24 protein-coding genes are annotated in these 23,788 nt (G+C 75.9%); 9 read left to right on the forward strand and 15 right to left on the reverse strand.

Annotated features, from left to right (window positions below; genetic code table 11):
- Positions 1-7: 7 nt before the first annotated feature.
- The 10 genes from ACIRPH_RS05760 to ACIRPH_RS05805 all read right to left on the reverse strand — a co-directional run bounded on the left by ACIRPH_RS05760 (position 8) and on the right by ACIRPH_RS05805 (position 10,257).
- Positions 8-1,264, reverse strand: a complete 1,257-nt coding sequence (locus ACIRPH_RS05760; protein WP_402909801.1) for a lysylphosphatidylglycerol synthase transmembrane domain-containing protein — start codon at positions 1,262-1,264, stop codon at positions 8-10.
- Between the two features lie 286 nt (positions 1,265-1,550).
- A complete protein-coding gene (locus ACIRPH_RS05765; protein WP_402909804.1) occupies positions 1,551-2,339 on the reverse strand; it encodes a methyltransferase domain-containing protein in 789 nt (262 codons plus the stop codon).
- A complete protein-coding gene (locus ACIRPH_RS05770; RefSeq protein ID WP_402909807.1) occupies positions 2,336-3,394 on the reverse strand; it encodes a glycosyltransferase family 4 protein in 1,059 nt (352 codons plus the stop codon). Before ACIRPH_RS05770 ends, ACIRPH_RS05765 begins: the two co-directional genes overlap by 4 nt.
- On the reverse strand, positions 3,391-3,774 hold the full coding sequence (locus tag ACIRPH_RS05775) for a 6-pyruvoyl trahydropterin synthase family protein (protein WP_402909810.1): 384 nt from the start codon (positions 3,772-3,774) through the stop codon (positions 3,391-3,393). The genes ACIRPH_RS05770 and ACIRPH_RS05775 overlap by 4 nt, the downstream gene beginning before the upstream one ends.
- A gap of 119 nt (positions 3,775-3,893) precedes the next feature.
- Entirely contained in the window at positions 3,894-4,874 is a 981-nt protein-coding gene (locus ACIRPH_RS05780) for a zinc-binding alcohol dehydrogenase (RefSeq protein WP_402909813.1), read from the reverse strand.
- Complete coding sequence (locus ACIRPH_RS05785; protein ID WP_402909815.1) at positions 4,871-5,605, reverse strand: CDP-alcohol phosphatidyltransferase family protein; 735 nt, start codon at positions 5,603-5,605, stop codon at positions 4,871-4,873. Before ACIRPH_RS05785 ends, ACIRPH_RS05780 begins: the two co-directional genes overlap by 4 nt.
- Entirely contained in the window at positions 5,598-6,296 is a 699-nt protein-coding gene (locus ACIRPH_RS05790; RefSeq protein WP_402909817.1) for a GTP cyclohydrolase II, read from the reverse strand. Before ACIRPH_RS05790 ends, ACIRPH_RS05785 begins: the two co-directional genes overlap by 8 nt.
- A gap of 283 nt (positions 6,297-6,579) precedes the next feature.
- On the reverse strand, positions 6,580-7,422 hold the full coding sequence (locus ACIRPH_RS05795) for a hypothetical protein (RefSeq protein ID WP_402909820.1): 843 nt from the start codon (positions 7,420-7,422) through the stop codon (positions 6,580-6,582).
- A gap of 322 nt (positions 7,423-7,744) precedes the next feature.
- Positions 7,745-9,178, reverse strand: coding sequence for an arabinose isomerase (locus ACIRPH_RS05800; RefSeq protein ID WP_402909823.1), 1,434 nt, complete (start codon positions 9,176-9,178; stop codon positions 7,745-7,747).
- Positions 9,179-9,207: 29 nt separating this feature from the next.
- Entirely contained in the window at positions 9,208-10,257 is a 1,050-nt protein-coding gene (locus ACIRPH_RS05805; RefSeq protein WP_402909825.1) for a LacI family DNA-binding transcriptional regulator, read from the reverse strand.
- A gap of 322 nt (positions 10,258-10,579) precedes the next feature.
- On the opposite strand from ACIRPH_RS05805, the gene ACIRPH_RS05810 reads away from it, so the two are divergent.
- The 5 genes from ACIRPH_RS05810 (at position 10,580) to ACIRPH_RS05830 (ending at position 15,653) form a co-directional block, all read left to right on the forward strand.
- Positions 10,580-12,100 carry a sugar ABC transporter ATP-binding protein gene (locus ACIRPH_RS05810; RefSeq protein ID WP_402909828.1) on the forward strand — a complete coding sequence of 507 codons (1,521 nt, stop codon included), beginning with the start codon at positions 10,580-10,582 and terminating at the stop codon, positions 12,098-12,100.
- Positions 12,097-13,146, forward strand: coding sequence for an ABC transporter permease (locus tag ACIRPH_RS05815; protein ID WP_402909831.1), 1,050 nt, complete (start codon positions 12,097-12,099; stop codon positions 13,144-13,146). Before ACIRPH_RS05810 ends, ACIRPH_RS05815 begins: the two co-directional genes overlap by 4 nt.
- Positions 13,130-14,197, forward strand: a complete 1,068-nt coding sequence (locus ACIRPH_RS05820; RefSeq protein ID WP_402909833.1) for an ABC transporter permease — start codon at positions 13,130-13,132, stop codon at positions 14,195-14,197. Before ACIRPH_RS05815 ends, ACIRPH_RS05820 begins: the two co-directional genes overlap by 17 nt.
- Positions 14,194-15,258: a rhamnose ABC transporter substrate-binding protein gene (gene rhaS / locus ACIRPH_RS05825; RefSeq protein WP_402909836.1), complete on the forward strand. Its 1,065-nt coding sequence runs from the start codon at positions 14,194-14,196 to the stop codon at positions 15,256-15,258. The genes ACIRPH_RS05820 and rhaS overlap by 4 nt, the downstream gene beginning before the upstream one ends.
- A 77-nt stretch (positions 15,259-15,335) precedes the next feature.
- Positions 15,336-15,653: an L-rhamnose mutarotase gene (locus tag ACIRPH_RS05830; RefSeq protein ID WP_402909839.1), complete on the forward strand. Its 318-nt coding sequence runs from the start codon at positions 15,336-15,338 to the stop codon at positions 15,651-15,653.
- A gap of 99 nt (positions 15,654-15,752) precedes the next feature.
- Here ACIRPH_RS05830 and ACIRPH_RS05835 read toward each other — a convergent pair whose 3' ends face one another.
- Positions 15,753-16,388, reverse strand: coding sequence for a hypothetical protein (locus tag ACIRPH_RS05835; protein WP_402911588.1), 636 nt, complete (start codon positions 16,386-16,388; stop codon positions 15,753-15,755).
- Between the two features lie 56 nt (positions 16,389-16,444).
- On the opposite strand from ACIRPH_RS05835, the gene ACIRPH_RS05840 reads away from it, so the two are divergent.
- A complete protein-coding gene (locus ACIRPH_RS05840) occupies positions 16,445-16,732 on the forward strand; it encodes a hypothetical protein (RefSeq protein ID WP_402909842.1) in 288 nt (95 codons plus the stop codon).
- Between the two features lie 604 nt (positions 16,733-17,336).
- Positions 17,337-18,092, forward strand: a complete 756-nt coding sequence (locus tag ACIRPH_RS05845; protein ID WP_402909845.1) for a thioesterase II family protein — start codon at positions 17,337-17,339, stop codon at positions 18,090-18,092.
- Between the two features lie 22 nt (positions 18,093-18,114).
- On the opposite strand, the gene ACIRPH_RS05850 is transcribed toward ACIRPH_RS05845, so the two are convergent.
- Positions 18,115-19,950 (reverse strand): glycoside hydrolase family 13 protein, encoded by a 1,836-nt coding sequence (locus tag ACIRPH_RS05850; RefSeq protein WP_402909848.1) that lies wholly within the window; start codon positions 19,948-19,950, stop codon positions 18,115-18,117.
- 167 nt (positions 19,951-20,117) lie between these two features.
- Positions 20,118-21,116, reverse strand: a complete 999-nt coding sequence (locus ACIRPH_RS05855; RefSeq protein ID WP_402909850.1) for a glycoside hydrolase family 6 protein — start codon at positions 21,114-21,116, stop codon at positions 20,118-20,120.
- 229 nt (positions 21,117-21,345) lie between these two features.
- Here ACIRPH_RS05855 and ACIRPH_RS05860 point away from each other — a divergent pair, with 229 nt between their 5' ends.
- The gene (locus tag ACIRPH_RS05860; protein ID WP_402909853.1) at positions 21,346-21,867 is read left to right on the forward strand and encodes a GNAT family N-acetyltransferase; all 522 of its coding nucleotides are present in this window, start codon (positions 21,346-21,348) and stop codon (positions 21,865-21,867) included.
- An 81-nt stretch (positions 21,868-21,948) separates the two neighbouring features.
- Here the strand turns inward: ACIRPH_RS05860 and ACIRPH_RS05865 are convergent, their stop codons facing one another.
- Together ACIRPH_RS05865 and ACIRPH_RS05870 are read right to left on the reverse strand one after the other, a co-directional pair.
- Entirely contained in the window at positions 21,949-22,830 is an 882-nt protein-coding gene (locus ACIRPH_RS05865; protein WP_402909855.1) for an aldo/keto reductase, read from the reverse strand.
- Positions 22,831-23,054: 224 nt separating this feature from the next.
- Entirely contained in the window at positions 23,055-23,225 is a 171-nt protein-coding gene (locus ACIRPH_RS05870) for a hypothetical protein (protein WP_402909858.1), read from the reverse strand.
- Between the two features lie 26 nt (positions 23,226-23,251).
- Here ACIRPH_RS05870 and ACIRPH_RS05875 point away from each other — a divergent pair, with 26 nt between their 5' ends.
- Positions 23,252-23,788 carry a CGNR zinc finger domain-containing protein gene (locus ACIRPH_RS05875; RefSeq protein ID WP_402909861.1) on the forward strand — a complete coding sequence of 179 codons (537 nt, stop codon included), beginning with the start codon at positions 23,252-23,254 and terminating at the stop codon, positions 23,786-23,788.

Here is a 23,788-nt window from a genome sequence, read left to right on the forward strand (position 1 = left end):
GCCTGCGTCATCGCCTCTCCGGGCCCGCTTGGTTCGGCGTCGGGGCAACGAATTCACGACGCCGCCCCGGCCCCCCGCGGTCGCGGCCCCGGCGCGGGTCGGCGCCCGCGCCCGCCTCCGCTCCGTCGCGGCCTCCGTCGGGGAGGGGACGGGCGCCGGTACCCGGCGGTTCCCCGCCGCCGCCCGTGCGGGGCGGGAGGCCGCCGGAGCCGGCGCCCGCCGCCGCGCGGAGGCGGCCCCCTCCGGCGGCCCCGCCCGCGCGGCGCGCCGTGGGGGCGGGGCCCGCGCCCCGGGCACGGCGGCGCAGCGGCGACCGCGACACGAGGACCGCCGCGCCGGGCAGCGCGGCGACCAGGGAGAGGAGGCCGTAGAGCACCGAGACCGTCACCCCGGTGGCGGCGCCCAGGCCGGCCGCGCCGAACGCCAGCGCCGTGACCGCCTCGCGCGGGCCCCAGCCGCCGACGTTCACCGGCAGGCTCATCGCCAGCAGGGCCAGCACCACCAGGGGGACCAGCTGCGGGAGCGGCGCGGTGACACCGGCGAGGCGCGCCGCCACCGCGAACAGGGTCACGTGCCCGGCCAGCGCCGCCGCGGACAGCAGCACCACGCGCGGCCAGCGCGCGAACACCCCCGAGCGGGCGTCGGCGGAGGCGGTGCGCAGGGCCCGCCACCAGCGGGGTTCGCGGGCACGACCCGCCCGCAGGCCGATCACAGCCGCCAGGACGACCGCCGCCACCGCGCCCGACGTCGCCCCCACCGCCCACAGGCCCGGGCCGAGCAGCGCTGCCGGAAGGGCGAGGAGCAGCACGGCCCCCGTCACGGCCAGCACCGCCTGCCCCACCATGCGCTCCAGGACCACGGCGCGCACGCCCCGCCCGAGGTCGCCGCTGTACCGGCCGTGGCCGACCGCGCGGTTCACGTCCCCGAGCACCCCGGCGGGCAGGACCGCGTTCAGGAACACGGACAGGTAGTAGTCGGCCACCGCGCGCCGGAACGGGAGGCGCAGGCCCACCCCGAGCGCCACCTCCCGCCAGCGGGCCGCGCACAGCACCGTCGTCGCCGCGCCGACCCCGAGGGCCGTCAGGACCGGGCCGGCGCCCAGGGCCGAGAAGGCGTCGGTGAACGTCCCGCCGGGGAACCACCACACCACCGCCGCCAGGATCGCGGCCCCGGCCGACGTCCGGGCCCACACCGGCCACCGGCGGGTCGGGGCGCCGCCGGTTCGCGGCCCCTCCCGTGTCCCCCGTGCGGTCGTGGTGGTCATGCGGCCGCCCCCTCCGACACCGGCGGTCCCGGCGGGTCCGCCGCGGTTCACCGTGCCCCGCCGACCGGTCGCGGCGTGCCCCGGGGGCGTGCCGGTTCCGCGCCCGGGAGTCCCGTCCGGCCCGAAGGGGCGTATGTCCCGCACCTACCCGGGGCGGCGCGCCCGTACCCCGGCGCGGACGGCCCCGGCAGCCCCCGCGGACCGCCCGCGACCGGCGGTCCGGACGGGCCGTCCACCGTGCGGCGGCGCCCGGGACCCGGTCGCGCGCACGGCGGCCCCGCCGCGCTCACCCGCCGTCCGGAGGACGCGGGAGCACCAGCAGGTCGGTGTGGTGGACCGTCACGCCGAGCTCCCCCCGCGAGCACTCCTCCAGCCGCCGCTCCAGGTACGCGGCGCCGGGGAGCGAGGGGTCCTGCTCGACGGCGGCGCCCGTCCAGCCCCGCAGCCAGGCCCGCGTCAGCGCCGCGTCCCCGGGCCCCAGGCGCCACGGGCTCGGGAACGTCCGCACCCGCCGACCCAGTCCCTCGAACGCGGCGGCCGCGGCCCCGGCCGCCTCGGGTCCCAGCCGGCCCTCCCGCCTCTGGTGGGCGTCGAAGGCCTCCGCGAACGCCGCGTCCGCCGCGTCCCCGGGCGAGAACTCCACCCGTCCGACCACCGAGAGCGAGAACAGCGCCGGGCACCCCGGGGCGGACACCGCCTCCGCGAGCGCCGCGACCTCGGCCCCGGTGAGCAGGTCGAGGAGCGCCGAGGCCACCACGAGGGTCACCCCCTCCAGGTCGCGGGCGCGCAGCGCCGCCACGTCCCGGCGGAGGGTCCGCACCGAAGCGGCGGGGACCCGCCTCCCGGCCTCCTCCAACAGGGCCGGGTCGCGGTCGAACAGGAGCCAGCGCTGGGGCCGGGGCAGCCGCGGCCCCAGCCAGCGCCCCAGCGACCCCGTCCCGCAGCCCAGGTCGGCGACCACCCGCCCGTGGCCGGCCAGGAGCGCGAGCGGGGCGGTGGAGCGGGCCCGCGCGTCCGCGCCCTCGCGCAGGGCCAGCCACTCCGGCGCGAACGCCGGGACACCGGTCGTGCTCAAGGCGCCGCCTCCCCGTCCAGGACGGCCGCCATGCGCCGGGCCGTCTCCTCCCATCCTGCCAAGCCCTCCCGCCGCGCGCGGGCCGAACGCCCCAGGCGGGCGCGGAGGCCCGGCTCGGTGAGCCAGCGCCGCAGGGCGGCGGCCAGGGCCCCCGGGTCCCCCGGGGGCACCAGCAGCCCCGGCCGGGAGCCGTCCGGGGCGGAGCCCAGCGCCTCGGGCACCCCGCCCACCGACGTCGCGGCCACGGGGACGCCACGGGCCAGCGCCTCGGTCACGACCATGCCGTAGGTCTCCCCGTGCGAGGGCAGGACGAGGAGGTCGCAAGCGGTGTAGGCGGCCTCCAGGTCCGGGCCGGTGAGGGGCCCGGCGAAGGCGACCCGGTCCGCGAGGCCGTGCTCGCGGACCAGGCCGCGGAGGCGGGCCGCGTGCGCCCCCGCGTCCCCGGACGGGACCGGCCCGACGCACGCGCACCCCCAGGGCAGGCCAGCCAGCGCGGCGAGCGCGGACACGAGGACGTCGTGCCCCTTGCGCGGCGTCACCGAGGCCACGCACAGCAGGCGCGTGCCGTCGCCGGCGGGGGAGAGGGGCGCCGGGTCCGCGCCGGGCTCGACCACGTGCACGCCCCCCACCCCGTGGTGGCCGGACACCCGCCGCGCGGCCCACCGGCTCGTCGCCACCACTGCGGAGGCGGCCCGCAGGACCGCCCGCTCGCGCGCGTCCAGGGCGGCGGCCCGCGCCTCGGGAAGCCCCGTCTCGTCGGCCAGCGGCAGGTGCACCAGGACCACCAGCCGCAGCCGGGACGCGTGGGGGAGCAGGACCTCGGGCGCCCCGCAGGCGACCAGGCCGTCCAGGAGCACCGCGCCCCCGTCGGGGACCCCCTCCAGCACACGGGAGAGCCCGGCCAGCGCCGCGGGGTCCGCGACGGGCCAGGCCCCGGGCACCGCCTCCTCCCGCACCGGGCGCCCCAGCCCGGCGAGGGCCTCGCGCAGGCGGCGGTCGTAGACCCCGCCGCCGCTGGGAGCGCCCCCCTGCGGGACGACGAGGACGGGCCTCACAGCTCGCGCTCGTAGCTCGCCCAGGCCACGTGCGACTCGTGCAGGGTGACCGCGACCGAGTCCAGGCCCCGCTCCCTCGCGCCGATGCGCTCCACCAGCCGGTCCGCGACCACCCTGGCCAGGAACTCCGTGGTGGTGTTCACCCCCGCGAAGTCCGGCTCCTCGTCCAGGTTGCGGTAGTTGAGCTCGGCGACCAGCCCTCCCAGCTCACGGGTGGCCAGGCCGATGTCCACCACGATGTTGTCCGCGTCGAGTTCGCGGCGGCGGAAGGTGGCGTCCACGACGAACGTCGCCCCGTGCAGCCGCTGGGCGGGGCCGAACACCGCTCCGCGGAAACTGTGGGCGACCATCAGGTGGTCGCGGACGGTGACGCTGTACATCGGCGGCTCCTCTGCGGTGGGGGCCGACCGGGCGTTCCGGCCGGCGTCGTGGTGGGCAAGGCCGTTCGGCGGGCGCGGACGCCCGGCCCGGTCGCGCCCGCGCACGTGCGCGGCGGCGTTCAGGGCTCCGGGTAGACGATGCGGTGGCACAGGGCGGGGAGGCTCCCGTCGGCGAGGCGCGGCATCACCGCCGGCAGCTCCTCGAACGGGCTCTCCCCGGTGACCAGGGCGTCGAAGGCGGGGTCGGACAGCAGCTCCAGTGCGAGGTCGAGCCGGTCGCCGTGCCCCCGCGACCCCCGGCGCGCGGGGGAGACCGCCCCGACCTGGCTGGAGCGCACGGTCAGACGGCGCGAGTGGAAGCCCTCGCCCAGGGGCACGCACACCCGCCGGTCCCCGTACCAGCTCATCTCCACCACCTCCCCCTCGTCGCGGACCAGTTCCAGGGCGCGCTCCAGCCCCGAGGGGTCGGCGCTGGCGTGGAAGACCCGGTCGCGCCCGCCGCCGGCGTCACCGGGGAGCGCGAACCCCACCCCGAGCCGCTCCGCCAGGTCCGCGCGCCCGGGGTCGACGTCCACCAGCTGCACCCGCACACCCGGAACCCGGGACGCCAGCCGTGCCACGGCGCACCCGACCATCCCCGCGCCGACCACCGTCAGCCGGTCGCCGAGCAGCGGCGGGGCGTCCCACAGCGCGTTCACCGCCGTCTCCACCGCCCCCGCCAGGACCGCGCGCCCCGGGGGCACGTCCCCGGGTACCGGTCGCAGCGCCCCGACCGGGAGCACGAACCGCGTCTGGTGCGGGAACAGGCTGAACACCGTCGTGCCCACGAGGTCCGGCGCGCCCTCCTCCACGACGCCGACGTTGAGGTAGCCGTACTTGAACGCGGAGTCGAAGTCCCCCTCCTGGAAGGGCGCCCGCATCACCTGCCGCTGGCTCGGCGGCACCGCCCCCCGGAACACCAGGGACTCGGTGCCCCGGCTCACCCCCGAGCACAGGGTGCGCACCACCGCCTCGCCGGGGCCGGGAGGGGGCAGCACGCCCTCCCGGATCTCGCCCTCGCCGGGCGACCTCACCCAGAACGCCCGTGCCGTACGGCTCATGACCCTCCTCCCCGCCGTGCGCCGGACCCGTGTCCGACGGCCCGCGTGCCGCCCGCCCCCGGTCCGGCCCGCCACAGCCCCGCGACGTCGCGCCCGAACGACCAGGCCAGCAGCGCCAGGGCGCCCGCGGCCAGGACCGTCGCACCCTCCACGGGGACGACCGGGGCCGCGGCCGCCACCAGGGCCACGCCCTGGACGGCGGCCACCGCCTTGCGCGCCCGGCTCGGCGCCAGCGGTCCGCGCATCCACGGCGCCGCCCGGCCGGCGACGGCGAACGCGTACCTCATCACGCCGATCGCCAGCACCCACCACCCCAGCTCCGCCGCCACCCGCACGCTCAGCACCAGGATCAGGAAGGCGTCCGCCTCCATGTCGAACCGCGCACCGAACGACGACTCGGTCCCGGTGCGCCGGGCGACCAGGCCGTCCACGAGGTCCAGGGCCAGCGCGACCGAGGCCAGGGCGACCAGGGGCCACGCCGGCCCGCCGTCCGCCACCAGGGCCACCACGCCGCCGATGAGCACCGACCGCGCCAGCGTCACCAGGTCCGCGGGGCCCAGCCGGGCCCGCCCGGACCTGCGCACCGCCCACGCCACGGCGGCCGTCCCCGCCAGCAGGAAGCCGGCGCCGGCCGCCCAGCCCGCCGGGCCGAGGCCCGGGCCCGACGCGAGCAGCACCAGCAGCGCCGCCTGCGCGCACGCGGCGGCCCCCAGGGCCGCGGGGTCACCCACGCGGGCCGTCCAGGTGCGGGAGGTCGTGGCCCAGCCGGTCCCGCTTGGCGGTCAGGTACGCCACGTTCTCCCTGCGTGCGGGCATCAGCAGCGGCACCCGGGAGGCCACCTCCACCCCGTGCTCCCGGAGCGCCCGCACCTTGGCCGGGTTGTTCGACATGAGCCGCACCGACCGCACACCCAGGTGGAGCAGGAGCCGCGCGGCCGGGCCGTAGTCGCGCACGTCCACCGGCAGTCCCAGGGCGGTCGCCGAGTCCACGGTGTCCAGGCCGTGCGCGTCCTGGACGGCGAGGGTGCGCACCTTCTCGACCAGACCGATCCCGCGCCCCTCGTGCCCGCGCAGGTACACGACCACGCCCCGCCCCTCGGCGCAGATCAGGTCCAGGGCGGCTTCCAGCTGGTCCCCGCACTCACACCGCAGCGCCCCGAAGACGTCGCCGGTCACGCACTCGGAGTGCGCCCGGGCCAGCACGTCCTCGCCCCCGCCCACCTCGCCCAGGACCAGCGCGGCGTGCTCCTGGCCGTCGGAGGGGTCCCGCAGGGCCACGAGGCGGAACGGCCCCCGCCTGGTGGCGAGCTCCGCCTCGGCCACGGCGGCGTGGCCCACGGCCGGCGCTCCCGTGCCCAACCCCTCCGGCACCGCCCCGTCCGAGCGGCTCCCGCTCGCCCCGCCCACGCCCTGACAGCTCATAAGCCCCCTCGATCCGTCTCGGAACAGCGGCCACACACGCCCGGTGCCCGGTGGCCCCCCGGGGAAAACCTCGCACAGGTCGGGCGCGGGGCCGGGGAGGCGCACGAGCACCGGGGAGACGGGCCGCACGCTCCACGCGCCCGTGCGGGAGCCCCGGCGCCGGGCGGGTGCGGCCCGACGGCGGACCGGTGACGACCGGCCCGTCCGGCCCGCCTCCCGTCCGGGATCGGACACCGGCCGGGGCCGGCGTCCGACGCCGGGCGTCCGGAGCAGCCCTCGGGCGTCAGCCGTGTCGGCGGCGGAGGTCGTCGCGCAGGGTCCCGTAGGTCGGCGCGAGTGTGCGCAGGATCCGGGCGGCGGACCGGTCGTCACCCGTGGCCACCGGGTACTGGAGCGATCCGAGCAGGCGGGCCTGGCGGGTCAGCGTGCCGGCCGCGGTGTCGCGTCCGACACGGCGCAGGCAGGCCGCGGCGTCCGCCAGGCGCCGTGCGCCGACCCGGATCGCGAAACCGGCGAGATGATCGCGCAGAGCGGGGCCGCAGCCGTCCGCGCCCCGGTCCGCGAGGGCCAGGACGGCGTCGCCGTTCTCCGGCCCCAGCCAGGACACCGCCCGGGGGACGGTCGACTCGATCGCCTCCTCGGGAAGGACCCGGGAAATGCGCGTGAAATTCGAGCGCAGGGTGAAGGGGGCGCCGTATTCGAGGTCACCGGCCCGCCAGGCCGCCATGAAATCGGCGAGCGGGAGCCTCGCGTAGGGGTGCCCCTCGGGGTCGTGGAGGGTGACGCCGTAGTCGTCCGCGTCGAGCACGACGACGTAGTGGTCGGCGCCCGCGGGGCCGGCCCGGCCCGGCTGGTGGCGCAGGTGCCCCATCTCGACGGGGCCGGCCACGACGGGTCCGTCCGCCAGGTGGGCGGCGAGGCGGTCGAGTGCGGCGTCGGCGTCCCCGCCGCAGGTGGTCCGTGCCTCCCAGCCGAGAGCGGCGAGGGCCTCGTCCACCCCGGTCTCTGGCGTCCAGCCGTACGGGTCGAAGAAGGGCAGCGTCCCGCCGGACAGCTGGGCGCCGAACGGGCTCCCGGTCACCGTCTCGACCACGCCGGGGGCGGGGGCGCCGGGCCCCATCAGCATGATCAGGCAATTGGAATAGCAATAAGGTCCGGAGCCCTGATAGGGAATATCCTCCATGGCGTCATCGTGCCATTTTTCGGAGGAAAACGCGATCGCGGGAATTCGCCTCGGCGGCAGCGCTACGGCATTTCCGTGTTCCCGCCCGGAACCGCTTCCGCCGTGGGCGCGTGCCGGGCCCCTTCCGCCCGCCGGACGGGGCGGCGGGGGAGGGCGCTGCCGAGCGGGCCAGGGCCCCGCGGGCCCTCCGGCGTCCCGTTCGGCGGAGGAGGAGGAGTCGTCGTCCGCCACGGCCCCGCGGGGCGCGGGCCCTCCCGGCCCCGGCTCAGAGCGCGAGGTGGACGTGCTCCAGGCCCATCAGCTCCGCCACGGCGCGGAACTGCGCGGCGTGGTGCCCCACGCCCAGCGCCCAGTGGTGGGAGATCCCGGTGGCGCTCCAGGCGTCCACCCACTCGCCGGGGTCGCACCCGAAGTCCACCCGTGAGGTCGTGTTCCCGATCCGCAGCAGGGGCCCCTCGCCGGTGCGGCCCTCGGCGGTGAGCAGCGCGAAGGACCCGTCCCTGCGCTGGATCACCCCGAGCAGCGTCACCGGGCCCGGCCGCACGTCGCACTCCACCGACACGCCCCACCCGCGCTTGCCGTGGTACACGCCCAGGCCGCGCAGCAGCGGCCTGCGCGCGCTGATCGCCGGGTGCGCCGGGCCGTCGTGGCCCATCTCCACGTGGCCCCGGGTGAAGTCCAGCGCCTGCAGCTCCGTGAACGAGCCGCCCGCGCCGATCCGGTCCATCATCAGCATCGCGGCGCAGGTGCGCAGCTCGTACTCGCCCACGGCCGGGACGCCGCGCGCGGTCAGCAGCGACGCCCCCAGGATCATCCCCGCGCCCAGCCTCTCGTGCAGCTCGCCCGCCAGGCCCCTGTGGTAGTACGACAGGCTGTCCAGCGAGAAGTCGTCCACCAGGCGGTCCAGGCCCACCGCCACGCGCGCGCCCCAGAGCAGTTCGTCCCCGACCACCGAGTCGGTCGGCTCGAAGACCTCCCGCGCCTCGGCGAGCTTGGCCGCGACCGCCTCCTCCCCGCCGTCCGGCACCCGCTCGCGCAGGTCGTCGAACTCCAGGACCTCCACGTGCCCGCCGAGGTTGCGGGTGATGAGCGTGGGGTCGGTGGACACGTCCATCATGCCGGGGTAGAGGTGTCCCATCAGCCCGTGCCGGGCGTCGAGCAGGGTCCTGCGCACGCCCGCCGCGCGGATCCAGCGGCCGATCCGCTCCCAGGCGCGCTCGTCCTCCAGGTACCCCGACACGGAGCGGAAGTCCACGCCCAGCCGCTCGAACATGTTCGCCATCTCCGGCAGCGGGCAGGCGCCGCAGTAGGCCAGCCACTGCCCGGTGTCGAACGCGGCGTGGTCCATCGACTCCGTCGGCTGGAGGTTGACGAACAGCACCGGCGCCCGGCCCCGGCGGGCGATCGGCGCGACCATCGACGAGGTCATGTAGGTGGTGAGGAAGCAGACGACGAGGTCGCAGTCGGCGGCGCGCAGCCGGTCGGCCGCCACCGCGCCCTCCTCGGCGTCGGAGACGAAACCGGCGTCCACGACCTCGGCGTCGAAACCGCGCAGCCGCCGCGCGACGGTCCCGGCGGAGGAGCGCAACCGGGGAAGCAGGTCGGGGAACTGGGGCCAGTAGGCGCCCAGGCCGCCCGCGACCAGGCCGATCACGGGCCTGCGGCGCCGGGCGCCGACGTCCTGTCCTGTGGCGGTCATGCCGTCTCCTTCGTCGGGGGGAACGGGGGTCAGGAGCGGTACGCGGCGGTGGAGCCCCGCACCACCAGCTCCGGGGTGAAGAGGACGCGCTCGTGCCGGTGGCCGGCGTCGTCGAGCTCCGAGCGGAGCAGCCGCATCGCCGCGCGTCCGAGGTCGTACTGGGGCTGGGCGACGGTGGTCAGCCCCGGGTGGACCAGGTCGGCGAGGTCGACGTTGTCGTAGCCGATCACCGAGATGTCGTCCGGCACGCGCAGGCCGCGCCGCCCCAGGCCCTTCATGAGGCCGAGGGCGAGCTGGTCGTTGGCGCAGAACACCGCCTGCGGCCGCTGGCGCGGGCCGCCGGCCAGCACCGCGTCCACGGCGCGTTCGCCCTGCTGGGGGTTGAGCATCGGCTGCTCGACCACCCGGACGTGGGCGTCGGGGTCCATGCCGGACTCCGTGAAGGCGTCGCGCAGCCCCTGGTGGCGGCGCCGCACCTGCTCGATGGCGAACGGCCCGGTCAGGAACGTGACCCGCTCGTGGCCCAGGCCGATGAGGTGGCGCCCCGCGGCGAGGCCGCCCGCGTGGTTGTCGACGCTGACGCTGCACCCGACGTCCTCGGCGACGTCGCCCCGGTCCAGGGCCACCCAGGAGGTGCCCTGGTGGCTCAGCCACAGCAGGTCGGACAGGTCGTCGTCCACCGGCATCACCACCGCGCCCGCGGCGCGCTGCTCGGCGAGCAGGCGCACGTTGCGCCACTGCCTGTCCTGGGCCTCGGCGGAGTTGAGCAGCACCACGGCCAGCCCCGCCCCGGCGGCCTCGTCCTCCACGCCGCGCGCGACCTCGGTGAAGAAGGGGTTGGTGACGTCCAGGACGAGCAGGCCCACGGACTCGCTGCGGCCCGACCGCAGGCTGCTGCCGGAGGAGTTGCGCACGTAGTCGAGCTCGGCGATGGCGGCCTCGACCCTGGCCCTGGTGGCCTCCGCGACGCGCTCGGGGCGGTTGAGGACGTTGGAGACGGTGCCGGGGGAGACCCCGGCGTGCCGGGCGACCTCGGTGATGCCCACGGAGGGGCGGGTGGAACGGGGCCTGGTGGACAAGGAGCTTCTCCCGGGGCGTGTTCGGACGGTCATCAGGGGACTGCGCGAACGCATGCTACTGATCCGGCCCGATGCGCGGGGCATCATGCTCACACCCGGATTGAAACGTGTCAACAACCATCCCGTGACAGGGCCTTCCCGCGCGTCGGCATCCGGGGTCGGCCGACGCCCTCCCGGGGGCCGTTATCAGGGCGATACCTGGCAATTCCAGGGTGATCCTCTTGACGGGGGTGTGTGTTCCATTTAACATCCCCTTCAGATTAAAACGTTTTTGTAATGTTCGGCGGACCCCCGTCGAACCAGCACCGGAGAAGGAGGGCACGTGGACCCGACAGAGGTCCCCCCACCCCTCGCGCTGGTGGACGTCACCAAGTCCTTCGGGAGCGTCAGGGCCCTGCGGGGGCTGTCCCTGGAACTGCGCCCCGCGGAGATCCACGCGCTGGTCGGCGAGAACGGGGCAGGCAAGTCCACCCTGGTCAAGACCATCGCGGGCGTACACCGGCCCGACAGCGGGCAGGTCCTGGTCGACGGGGTCCCGACCGCTTTCGGGGCGCCGGCCGACGCCCAGCGCGCCGGGGTCGCCGTCATCCACCAGGAACCCACCCTGTTCCCCGACCTGTCGGTCGCCGAGAACATCTTCGTCGGCCGCCAGCCCCTCACCCGCCTGCGCACCATCGACCGCAAGCGCATGCGCGGCGACACCGCGGAGGCCTTCGCCCGCCTCGGCGTCCACATGGACCCCGACCGGCCCGCACGCGGCCTCTCCATCGCCGACCAGCAGCTCGTCGAGATCGCCAAGGCCCTCACACGGCGCGCCCGTGTCCTGGTCATGGACGAGCCCACGGCCGCACTCTCCGGGGTGGAGGCCGAACGCCTCTTCACCGTCGCCCGCACCCTGCGCGACTCCGGGGCGGCCCTGCTGTTCATCTCCCACCGCTTCGACGAGGTCTTCGCCCTCTGCGACCGCATCACCGTCGTCCGCGACGGCGCGTTCGTCTCCTGCGACCCCGCCCCCGACCTGGACGTGGACACCGTCGTGCGGCGCATGGTCGGACGCGACGTCACCAGCCTCTACCCCAAGGAGGACGCCGAGCGCGGCGACACCGTCCTGGAGGTCGACGGGCTCACCCGCCGCGGCGTGTTCGCCGACGTGTCCTTCCGGGTGCGGGCCGGCGAGATCGTGGCCCTGGCCGGACTCGTCGGCGCCGGGCGCAGCGAGGTCGTCCGCGCGGTCTTCGGCGTCGACCGCTACGACGGGGGCTCCGTCCGCGTCCACGGCACGCCCCTGCCGGCGGGCCGCCCCAGAGCGGCCATGGCCGCGGGCATGGCGCTGGTCCCCGAGGACCGCCGCCAGCAGGGCCTGGTCATGGAGTCCTCCATCGGACGCAACGCGACCGCCACCCGCCGCCGGTCCCTCAGCCGCTTCGGCATCCTGAGCCCGCGCGCCGAGCGCGACTCCGCCCGGGAGTGGGGCGAACGGCTCGAACTCCGCTACGGCGGCATCGACGACCCCGTCTCCACCCTCTCCGGCGGCAACCAGCAGAAGGTCGTCCTGGCCAAGTGGCTCTCCACCGAGCCGAAGGTGCTGTTCGTGGACGAGCCCACACGCGGCATCGACGTCGGGACCAAGGCGGAGGTCCACCGCCTGCTCTCCGCCCTCGCGGGCCGGGGGCTCGCCATCGTCATGGTCTCCAGCGAGCTCCCCGAGGTCCTCGGCATGGCCGACCGGGTCCTGGTCATGCACGAGGGCAGGGTCACCGCCGAGATCGACCGCGCCGACGCCGACGAGGAGTCCGTCATGTACGCGGCCACCGGACAGCGGCCGAACGGGGCCGCCCGATGAGCGCACCCCCCACCGTCCCCGGCCCCTCCGCCGAGGGCGCCCCGCCCCGGCCCCCCGGACGCCCGGCCCGGCGCCGGCGGCAGTTCCGCGAACTCGGCGTGCTGCTCGCGGTCGTCCTGCTGATCGCCGCCACCTGGCTGCACAACCCCGGGTTCCTGTCCGCCCAGGGCGTCCGCGACCTGTTCCTGGGCGCCACCGTCCTCGCGGTCCTCGCCACCGGCCAGGCCCTCGTCCTCATCACCAGGAACGTCGACCTCTCCGTCGGATCGGTGATGGGCCTGTCGGCCTTCGGCACCGGCGCCCTCTTCGTCGCCCTCCCCGGCCTGCCGGTCCCCGCGGCCATGCTCGCCGGGATCCTCATCGGCCTGGCGTGCGGGCTGGCCAACGGCCTGCTCGTCACGACCGCACGGGTACCCGCCCTGGTCGTCACGCTGGGCACCCTCTACGCCTACCGCGGCCTCGGCCACTGGTGGGCGGACGGCGGCCAGGTCAACGCCACCGACATGCCCGCGTCCTTCCTGCTCCTGGGCCGGGTCGGCGTCCTCGGCGTACCGCTGCCGGCCGCGATCGCCATCGCCGTGGTCGCCGCCGTCGGCTTCTACCTCGCCAACCACCGCTCCGGCCGCGAGCTGTACGCCATCGGCTCCGACGCCGACGCGGCACGCCTGTCCGGCATCCCCGCGGGGCGCCGGATCATCCTGGCCTTCGCCGTCAACGGAGCCCTCGCGGGCCTGGCCGGGGTCCTGTTCGCCGCCCGGTACGGCACCGTCGACTCCACCGTCGGCACCGGCATGGAACTCCAGGTCGTGGCTGCCGCGGTCGTCGGCGGCGTCGCCATCGCCGGCGGCGTCGGCACCGTCTACGGAGCCGCGCTCGGCGCCGTCCTGCTCACCACCATCACCGCCGCCCTGCCCATCTGGCAGATCAACCCGTTCTGGCACCAGGCCGTGGTGGGCACGCTCATCCTGGCCGCCATCGGCCTGGACCGGCTGCTCGCGCTGCGCACGGCGCGCGAGCTTCGAGGAGGAGGTGCCCGTGGCGCCTGAACGCACCGCCGCCCCGGCCCCGAGGACGGCCGGCCCACGGGCCGGGGCCCTGCTCGGCGCCCGGGAGGCCCCCGTCGTCGGCGCGCTCGTGGTGGCCCTGCTCGGCGCCGGACTGTTCGTCGACATGTTCGCCACCGGCCGCAACATCGACTTCCTGGTGCTGAGCATCGCCGCCATCGCCCTGATGGCCCTGCCGATGACGCTCATCGTCATCACCGGCGAGATCGACCTGTCGGTGGCCAGCACGCTCGCCCTCACCAGCGCCACCCTGGGCGTGCTCTGGGAGGCCGGGATCCCCATCGAGACGGCCCTGTGGATCTGCCTGGCCGTCGGCGCGGCGCTGGGCGCGCTCAACGGGTTCCTGGTCACCGTCTGCGGACTGCCGTCCCTGGCCGTCACCATCGGCACCATGGCCCTGTACCGGGGGCTGGCCTACGTGCTCCTCGGCGACCGCGCCGTCGCCAGCTACCCCCGCGACTGGGTCGGCGGCGCCCGCGCGCCCTTCCTCGGCATCGAGGGCCTGCCGTGGATCGCCGTGGCCGTCCTCGTCCTGGCCGCCGCCTTCGCGGTCCTGCTCCACGCCACCGGCGTCGGCCGGTCCCTGTTCGACATCGGCAACAACGCCGAGGCCGCCCGCTTCTCGGGGGTCCCCGTCGCGTGGACCAGGTTCTGGCTGTTCACGCTCAGCGGCGTCGTCGCCTCCGGCGCCGGGATCTTCTGGACCCTCCAGTACGGCACCTCCCGGGCCGACACCGCCTTCGGCCTGGAGCTGCAGGTCGTCGCCGCCGTCCTCCTCGGCGGTGTGTCCATCTTCGGCGGGGTCGGCTCGGTCCTGGGGGTCATGAGCGGCGTCCTGCTCCTCGGGACCATCCGCAACGCCCTCCAGCTGTTCGGCATCAGCAGCGAGGTCCTCCAGATCGTCACCGGCCTCATCCTCATCGCCTCCGTCGTCACCCCCAACATCGCGGCCCGGGTCCGTGCCGCACGCGAACCCCGCCCCGGACCCGCCGCGGCCCCCGCGCCCCACCCCACCCAGGGAGAACCCTCATGACCGACCCCCGCCCCCGACACCTGCTGCTGGCCGCCTCCGCGTTCGCCGTGCTGATGACCGCCGCCTGCGGCAGCACCACCATCGACGACGCGCAGGAGGAGGACGCCTCCGGTCCGACCGGTACCGCCGACCCGGACGCCGAGATCCCCGAGGGCCTCAGGATGGACTTCCTGCCCAAACAGCTCAACAACCCCTACTCCGACATCGTCAACGAGGGCGGCGCCGTCGCCGTCGAGGAGCTGGCCGGGGAGTTCACCGAGAGGGGCGGCACCGAACCCACGGCCGACTCCCAGGTCGAGTACATCAACGCGGCCAGCCAGGCCGGCAGCGACGTGATCGTCATCGCCGCCAACGACCCCGACGCGGTGTGCCCCTCCCTCGACCAGGCCAGGGACAACGGCGCCGCCATCGTCGGCTACGACTCCAACGCCAGCTGCACGGACATCTTCGTCAACCAGTCCTCCGACGAGCTCATCGGCCGCACCCTGGTCGAGATGATCTCCGAGCAGATCGGCGGCGAGGGCACCTTCGCCGTCCTGTCCGCCACCCCCAACGCCACCAACCAGAACTCCTGGATCGCCGCCATGGAGGAGGTCCTGGCGGAGGAGGAGTACGCGGGCCTCGAACTGGTCGACACCGTCTACGGCAACGACGACGACCTCCAGTCCTTCCAGGAGATGCAGGGGCTCATGCAGTCCCACCCCGACCTGGACGGCGTGGTCTCCCCGACCACCGTCGGCATCGCCGCGGCGGCCCGCTACGTCAGCGACTCCGAGTACAAGGGCGAGGTCGCCATCACCGGCCTGGGCACCCCCAACCAGATGCGCGAGTTCGTGGAGGACGGCACCGTCGACTCCTTCGCGCTGTGGAACCCCGAGGAGCTCGGCTACCTCGCCGGGTACGCGGGCGCCTCGCTGAGCGCGGGCCGCATCACCGGGGCCGAGGGCGAGACCTTCGAGGCCGGGGACCTGGGCGAGTACACCGTCGGGGCCGACGGGGAGATCGTCCTCGGCCCGCCGACCGTCTTCGACGCCGGCAACATCGACGACTTCGACTTCTGACCCGTCCCACCGCAGCCCGCGGCGGGCGGAGGGGAGCCCTCCGCCCGCCGCCTTCCACCCACCGGGAGGACCACGCCGTGCAGCGTGTCTGCTTCATCCTCAAGGTCCGCGCCGACCGCCTCGACGAGTACCGGGAACGGCACGCCGACGTCTGGCCCGAGATGCGCGAGGCGCTCTCCGACGCGGGCTGGCGCAACTACTCCCTGTTCAGCACCGACGAGGGCACGGTCGTCGGCTACCTGGAGACCGAGGACTTCGACGCGGCCCGGGAGGCCATGGCGCGCACCGGCGTCAACGCCCGCTGGCAGGCCGAGATGGCGCCCTTCTTCGAGGGCCTGCCCGGCCGCCCCGACGAGGGCATGGTCCCGCTCGCCGAGCTGTTCCACCTGCCCTGAGCCGTCTCCCGTCCTCCCCGGGGGCGGTCCGCACCGCCCGGGCCGGGCCCGGCGACGGGCCGGCCGCCACCGCCGCGGGGGCCGACCGGGACCGGAGGGTCAGTCGGCGGGGAGCTCCACGCGGATCTCCCCGCCCAGGGAGGCCCCGCCCTCCAGTTCGAGGTCGTCGCCGCTCCAGAACCGCCCCGGGTCGTAGTAACCGGTGCGGCGGCCCCTCGGCAGCAGCCCCATCTCCTCGTAGGTCAGGGCGATCACCTCGGCGCAGTAGGCGGTCTCCAGCGCCCGTTCGCGCGAGCGCCTCCCGAACGGCAGGCGCCGCAGGGGCAGGCGCCCGCGCGCCCACCGCGCCGCCAGCTGCGCGGTGGAGGGGAAGGGGGTGCCGTCGAGCCGCGCCACCGCGCGCAGGGCGGCGTCCTCCATCGCCCGGGTGGCCAGGGGGTCGAGCTGGCGGACCCAGCCCTGCTGCCCGTACTTGCGGCCCCACACCAGGACGGCGTCGCGGAGGTCGTGCAGCTGCACGCCGCGCTGGTGCCGTCCCGTCCACACGTCGGGCAGGGAGCGGCCCAGCTCCGCGTGCCACATCAGCGGTGGGAGGTCCTCCACCACGATGGACATGCCGACGTGGTTGACGGGGCTGTTGGTGGTGATCTGGATGGCGCGGTCGGGCACGCTCGTGCCCCGGAAGACCCACACGTCACCGGTCCGGGTGAGCTCCAGCGCCTCGTTCAGGGACATACTCGTGTCTGCCACAGGGATAGCCTAGGCACATGCGATGGTGGAAAGTCCTTGGAGTGGCCGCTTTCGTGGGCGTCGCGGCGACCGGCGCGGTGATCGCGCGCGCCGAGCGGCAGCGCCGCGCCTACACGCCCGAACAGGTCAGGGACCGGCTGCGCGCACGCGTCGCCGAGGCCGAGGCGGCCCAGGGCCCCGCCGTGTCCGCCCCGGCGGTCCCCGCGCCCGACGACGGCCCCGGGATGCCCGCCTGGCGCCAGTTGCTGCTCGGCGCCGTGAGCCGCCACCCCCGGGTCGACCGCGGCCCCGGCCACGAACCCGGCGCCGGCGCCCCCGACCGGGCCTGACGCCGCTCCGGCCTCCCCTCGGGGTGTTCCCCCGGCGCCCGGCCGGGAGCCGGGGGGCGGTGCCGTCCTTCCCGCGTTCGTCCGTCCCTCCCCGGGGGCGGTGCGACGCCGGACGGGACCCGGCCCGCGCCGTCCGCTCCCGGGTCCCCGGAGCCTCCCCCGCGCCCGGGGTCCTCTTCCGCCCGGAGTCCCCCCGCGGCTCCGCGCCCCGCCCGGTGGAAGGGGCCGCCACGTCCCGCCCGCCTCCCGCGCCACCGCCTTCCCCGCCGCCCCGCCGCCCCCTCGCGCCGTCCCGCCCGCCCGGAGCGCGCCCCTGCGCCGCCCCCGCCCGGCGCGGCGGCCGGTGTGTTCGGTCACGGACCGCGGACCGCCTCCGCGCGTCCGGCTGCGGCGTACCGCTGCCGCCGGGGCGGGGGCGGTCCGTCTCTCACGGCTCTGACCTGGGAGGACGCGGCGCGGGTGCTCCGCCGTGGGCCGACCGGGAGCGGTCGGCTGCGGGGCCGCCGTGCGCTCCCCCTTTGTTACCGGTGGGTGTTACCGACTGGTAAGTTCTCCCTGTCGCGACGACCGCGAGCCGGCCGGGAGAGGAAGCAGGGGGAGAGCAGTGCACGAGGGCGTCCTGTCCAGGCTCAGGCCGGTCCCCGACAGCCGGTTCCGGCTCTTCCTCCTCCACCACGCCGGCGGATCGCCCCTCGGCTACCGCCCCTGGGTGCGCCGCTTCCCGGACGACTGGGACGTGTGCCTGGTGGAGGCGCCCGGACGCGCCCACAGCGCCGACGCGGAGCCCTTCCGGGACGCCGGTGAGCTGGCGGAGTACCTCAACGCGCGCGTGGGCCACGAGCTGGACCGGCCCTTCGGGCTCTTCGGGCACAGCATGGGCGGGCTCGTCGCCTACGAGATGGCGGCGCGGCTGGCCGGCGGGGGGCACAGGCCCTCCTGGCTGGGGGTGTCGGCGTGGAGCCCCGCACCCGGCCCCGAACGCGAGCGGCCCCGGCACCTCCTGCCCTCCGACCGCCTGCGCGACGGCATCGCCGCCATGGGCGGGACCCCCGCCGCGGTCCTGGCCGACCCCGACCAGTGGCGGCTCGTGGAGCCCCTCGTCCGCGCCGACCTCGAACTGGTCGACACCTGGCGTCCGGAGCCCGGCGCGGAGAGGCTGCGCGTGCCGCTGTCGGTCTTCGGCGGCGAGGACGACCCCGGTATGCCGCCCCGCCGCCTCGACGCCTGGTCCGACCACGTCGACGGCCCGGTCGAACGGCACTCCCTGCCCGGCGGGCACTTCTACTTCGTCGGGAGCATCGACGACGTGACCGGGCGCATCACCAGGGACGTCCGAGCGGCCCTCGCCGCAGGGGTGTAGCCCCCGGCCCCGCCGCCCCGCCTCAGCCCCCGACGGCGATGACGTAGCCGGGCCCGTCGGCGCCGAGCACCACCCCTCCGTCCCCGGCCGTCCCGAGCCGGACGCCCCCGCCCGAGGCGGCGACCTCCGGCCGGGCGCCGTCCAGGTCGGCGGGCGCGGCCGCCACCGCCGTGTGCGGGCCGTCGGCCAGGTGCACCAGCACCACCTGCCCGGCGAGCGTCCTGACGAACGTCATGTGGTGCGGTCCCGCGTCCAGCCAGCGCAGGCCGCCGGTCCGCAGGGCGGGCAGCTCCCGCCGCAGCGCCAGCAGCCGGGTGTACGCGTCCAGGGTGCCCCGGTCCCACGCGCCGGGCCGGTGCCAGGGCATGGGCCTGCGGGCGTTCTCCCCGTCGTGCCCCTCCAGGCCGATCTCGTCCCCGGCGAAGAGGAACGGGGCTCCGGGCAGCGCCACCTGGGCCGCCACCCCGACCTCGTGCCGCAGCGGGTCGCCGCCCACCACCGTCCGGAACCGCGCGGAGTCGTGCGTGCTCAGCGCGTTGACGCTGTGCGTCAGCACCCGCCACGGCAGCCCCGCGTTCGCCGCGCGCATCGCCCGTACCGCGTCCTCGGCGCCGTTCCGGGGCAGCGGCGCCCGGGTCGTCAGGTACTTCACCTCCTCCGGCCCGGTGTTCAGCCAGCTCCACACCGGGCGGGTGAACCCCGCGTAGTTCATGACCCCGTGCCACCCGTCGTGGTGGGTGTCCGGCCCGGCGTCGTGGAAGTGCTCGGCCAGCAGCCACGACCCGTCGCCGCCGCGGGCGGCGTCCACCTCGCGCATCCGCGCGGCGATCTCCCCGGACACCTCCCGGTTCACGTCCTGGGCGCCGTGGCGCCCGGTCATGTTGGCCACGTCGATCCGCCAGCCGTCCACCGGGTCCTCCCCGGTCAGCCACCGCACCAGGACCGAGTCGTCGTCGCCGTAGACCCTGCGGCGCAGCTCCGCCGAGGCGTAGTCCAGTTTCGGCAGCGTGCGCACCCCGAGCCAGCCCACGTACTCGTCGGGGTGCTCCGTGAAGTAGTAGAACCCCGCCTCGACCGAGTCCGGGTCGGCTCGGGCCGTCCGGAACCACTCGTGGGAGTCCCCGGTGTGGTTCGTGGTCAGGTCGCCCATCACCCGCATGCCGCGCTCGTGGGCGGCCCGCACCAGCGCGCGCAGCGCCCGGTCGCCCCCCAGCAGCGGGTCCACCCCGGAGAACGTGGACGCGTTGTAGCGGTGCGTGGACCGCGCGGGGAACACGGGGGTGAGGTAGACGACCTCCACACCCAGTCGCGCCAGGTGGTCCAGGCGGCGGCGCACCCCGTCGAGGGTCCCGCCGAAGTACTCCAGGGACGCCGTCCGGCCGAGGCCCTCGGGCTCGTCGTCCCAGGACCGCGGCAGCGCCCAGTCGGGGTGCTCGGCAGGGGGGTCGGTGGAGTCGTCGTCCCGGGCGAACCGGTCCGGGAAGATCTGGTAGACGCTCGTGCCGGGGACCCACGCGGGGGGCGGCGGCCCGGCGATCAGCCGGAAGTCCCCCGCGTCGGTGACCTCGTGGCCGTGGGCCCCCTCCTGGTTGAGCCACGTGTACCGGGAGCCCCGGACGACGGCGAACCGGTACCCGGTCACCACCGGGCGCAGGGCGACCGACACCTCGAACCAGGCGGTGCCGCCGACCGTCCCGGCCTCCTCCGCCCGGACGAGCACGCCCTCGCCGTCCTCCACGACGCGGACGTACACCGCGTCCGCGCCCCCGGGGACGCGCACGCGCAGGACCGCGCGCCCGCCCTCGACGCGGACGTGGTCGGGGGACCCGTCGTGGTGGGGGTCTCCGGCGAACTTCATGGGGCGGCTCCGGTGCGCTCGTGTGCTGGGGCGCCCGCCGGCCGGCGGGCGCACGCGACCGGACCCCGCCACGGGGGCGGGGTCCGGAGCGCCAGTATCGCAACGGGGACCGGAGGGCGCGACCCGTCCCGTGCCCCTGCGCGCCGCGGGCCCGGGTCCCGGGCCGGTCAGCCCCCGGCGTTCACGGCCAACTCGTAGGCGATCTGGGGGATGAAGGAACCGGCGGGTCCGGCGCAGCCGTCGGCCTCGCCGGGCAGCTTCACCCACAGGAAGGCGTCGATGAGCGGGTTGCCGGTGTCGGTCGTGCTGGGCGTTCCCAGGGCGCGTCCGGCCGGGTCGCACCACTCGTCGCCGGGCGCCGGGCCGTTGCCGTTGCGGCTGGTGTCCACGACCGCCCCGAGCCCGTCCAGGCCGGTGGCGCCGATGATCGCCTCGGCGTACGCGACCTCGTCCGCGGTGGTGCGGTAGTTGGAGGTGTTGACGGCGATGCCGTCCGCGCTGTCGGCGACGTCCACGCCGTGCAGCAGTTCGGCGACCTCCGCGGGGGAGTGCCACGCGGAATTGCCGGAGTCGATGTACACGCGGGCCTCGGAGGACCCCTCCTTGAGGGTCCGCCCCGCGTACGCCAGCGAGTCCATGACCTCCGCCGGCGGCTGGCCCGGGCAGGAACCCATGAGGGAGAGGGCGTCGGGCTCCACGACGATCGTCGCGGGGCGGTCGTCGAGCCCGGCGGCGAACGCGTCGATCCAGGCCCTGTACGAGGCGTGGTCGGGCGCGCCGCCCCCGCTGTGGTTGCCGCAGTCGCGTCCGGGGACGTTGTAGACCACGATGATCGGCACGGCGCCGGCGTCCTGGGCGGCGCCGGTCAGGGCGGCCACCTCGGACTCGATGGCGCCGGGGTTGTACTGGGTGAACCAGGTCGCCTGGGCCACCCCGGCGATGCGCTCGCCGATGACGGAGGCGCGCGGGTCGCCCGGGTTGTCGGCGACCCAGTTCGCCGCTCCGGTGTCGGGGTTGACGTAGAAGGGCGCGTCCTGGGCGGCGGTCCGCGCCGCTTCGGCGCCGGACGCCGCCGCGGCCTCGACCGGCGCGGGGCCGGTGCCGGACAGCAGTGCGCCGAGGGCCAGGGCGCCGACGGCCCCCAGGGCCGCTGATCTGCGAATCATCGTGACTACTCCTCGTGCGAGCGGGGGGACAGGGGTAGTTGGGAGCGCTCCCAGTCGTGGCGCACCACGATAGGCAACAGTGAACTCCGTGTAAAGGGGTCGTGACGATCGGGTCCCGGTACCGCCCTTCGGGGCCGGCGGGTCGCCCCGCGGGCGCGCCCGCGCAGGGGATGCAGACTCTCCCTTTGCCCCCCTGTCGTGGTCGTTGGTCCCGGGTTACGGTTGTGGTATGAGCCTTGAGCTGCCAACCGACCGACTCCTCATCCGGGAGTGGGAGCTGGGCGACGCCGAGGAGGCCCTGAAGATCTACGGGGCCGACGAGGTCGCGCACTGGCTGACGCCGGAGTGGCATCCGGTGAACGAGACCGACGCGATGCGCTCGGTTCTGCACGCCTGGATCGAGGCCGGACCCAACCTCATGCCGCCCGCGGGCCGCTGGGCGATCGTCCGGCGGCAGGACGGACAACTGGTGGGAGGGCTGTCGCTCAAGCTGCTCCCGCCCTTCGAGGAGGACTTCGAGCTGAGCTGGGCGCTGCGTCCGGACGTGTGGGGCCGCGGCTACGCCACGGAGGCGAGCCGGGCCATCATCGCCTGGGCGTTCCAGCAGGGCATCGAGGAGGTGTTCGCCGTCGCGCGTCCCCGCAACGAACGGGCCATCGCCGTGGCCCGACGCCTGGGCATGGAGTGGGTCGGCGAGACCGAGAAGTACTACGACATGCGCCTCCAGGTCTTCCGCCTGCGTCCCGGCTGACGGAGGGGACCGCGTGCGGCCGACCGGCTCCGCCGGAGGGCCGCACTCCCGCGGCCTCCCACGCCGTCCGGGACGCCGGGGTCAGGAGCCCAGGAGCAGGTCGATCCGCTCGGTCTCCTCCTCCGACAGGCGCACCGCCGCGGCCGCCGTGTTCTCCTCCAGGTGCGCCACCCGTGACGTGCCCGGGATCGGCAGCATCGCCGGCGAGCGGTGCAGCAGCCACGCCAGGGCCAGCTGGACCGGGGTGACGCCGTGCTCGGCGGCGACCGCCGCCAGGGGCGACTCCGCGCCGGCCAGCTCGCCGCGCCCCACCGGGGCCCACGGCAGGAACGCGATCGCGTCCTTCTCGCACTGCTCCAGGACGTCCTCCGACTGCCGGAAGGACGGCGCGTACTGGTTCTGCACCGATGCCACCGGGGTGATCGCGCGGGCGGCCGAGAGCTCGTCGACCGTCACCTCGCTCAGGCCGATGTGCCGGATCTTGCCCTCCTCGCGCAGCTCGACCAGCGCACCGAGCTGGTCGGCGAGCGGCACCCCGGGGTCGATCCGGTGGAGCTGGAGCAGGTCGATCCGCTCCAGGCCCAGGTTGCGCAGGCTCAGCTCCACCTGCTGCTTGAGGTACTCGGGCCGCCCCAGCACGTGCCACCGGCCGGGGCCGGTGCGCGCGAACCCCGCCTTGGTGCCGATGACCAGGTCGTCGGGGTAGGGGCGCAGGGCGTCCCGGATCAGCTGCTCGCTGATCTGGGGGCCGTAGGAGTCGGCCGTGTCGATGAAGGTGACGCCGAGCTCGACCGCGCGCCGCAGGACGGCCAGCGCCTCGTCGCGGTCGCGGGGCGGCCCCCACACCCCCTCGCCGACGATCCGCATCGCACCGAAGCCCAGCCGGTGGACGGGGAGGTCGCCGCCGAGGGCGAAGGTCCCCGACCGCTCTGCGATGTCTGGTGTGGCGTGCACGTCGGTCACGGTGTCCCTTCCGGGCGGCGCTGGGGCCGCGGTCGCGTCCTGGCCCGAAGGCCTGCCGTGGCGCGGTCGCGGCGTGCCCGGACGCGCGCCCCCGGCGGTGTCGCGGGCAGGATTTCAGGCGGAGGGGAGTGCCGCAAGGTGCCACGGTGGCGGAAAAGCACCCGTGGCGCCGGAGAGGGCCGGGGCGGTGCCGGGGACCCGCGCCGGCCGGACCGGGGGAGCCGTCAGCGCTCGGACCGGCCCCCGGAGGGGACCGCACGCGCCTGGACGATGCGGACGACCGGGACCAGCGTCACCCTCCGTTCGCCGCAGGCGCAGCGCTGGTAGCTGACGACGCCCTCGCTGGTGGTGTGGTCGGACTCGGTGGACCAGAGGTGTTCGTGCCGTGTACCCATGGCCCCCAGTCTGATGTAATGGCATTATGCATCTCAACCCTTACGGCCAGGGGCCGCTGTCGCTCGCGGTGGACCTGGTCAACCGCCCGCCGACGGACGCGGAGGATCTGGAGCGGCGCTGCGCCGAGGTGGGGTTCGTCCTCGCGCGGGCGGTCGGCGAGGACGACGTCGAGGCCGTCCGGGAGTTCCTGGGCCTGTGGGAGGGGGTGGTCGACAGCTCCGACCGCCCGACCCGCGCCGCGCGCCTGAACGCCCTGCTCGCGGAGTACTCCTCCGCTCCGCGCCTGACCGACCACGCCGGCACCGGATGGCACCTGCACTACCGGCCCGACGTGCTGCCCGCCCACCGCCAGGTGGCGGCGCTGGTCTCGGTCGGCACCGCCCTGCACCTGACCGGCCGGGGCATGGACCGCCTCGGCCGGTGTGCGGCCCGGGGCTGCGCACGCGTCTACGCCGACGTCTCCCGCAACGGGCGCCAGCGGTACTGCTCGCCCGCCTGCGGCAACAGGGACGCCGTCCGCCGCCACCGGGCCCGCGCCGGAGACCGCGAAGGCGCGCTGTAG

Origin of the sequence: Nocardiopsis sp. NPDC101807 (assembly GCF_044766605.1) — a bacterium.
Classification (GTDB): Bacteria; Actinomycetota; Actinomycetes; order Streptosporangiales; family Streptosporangiaceae; genus Nocardiopsis; species Nocardiopsis tropica.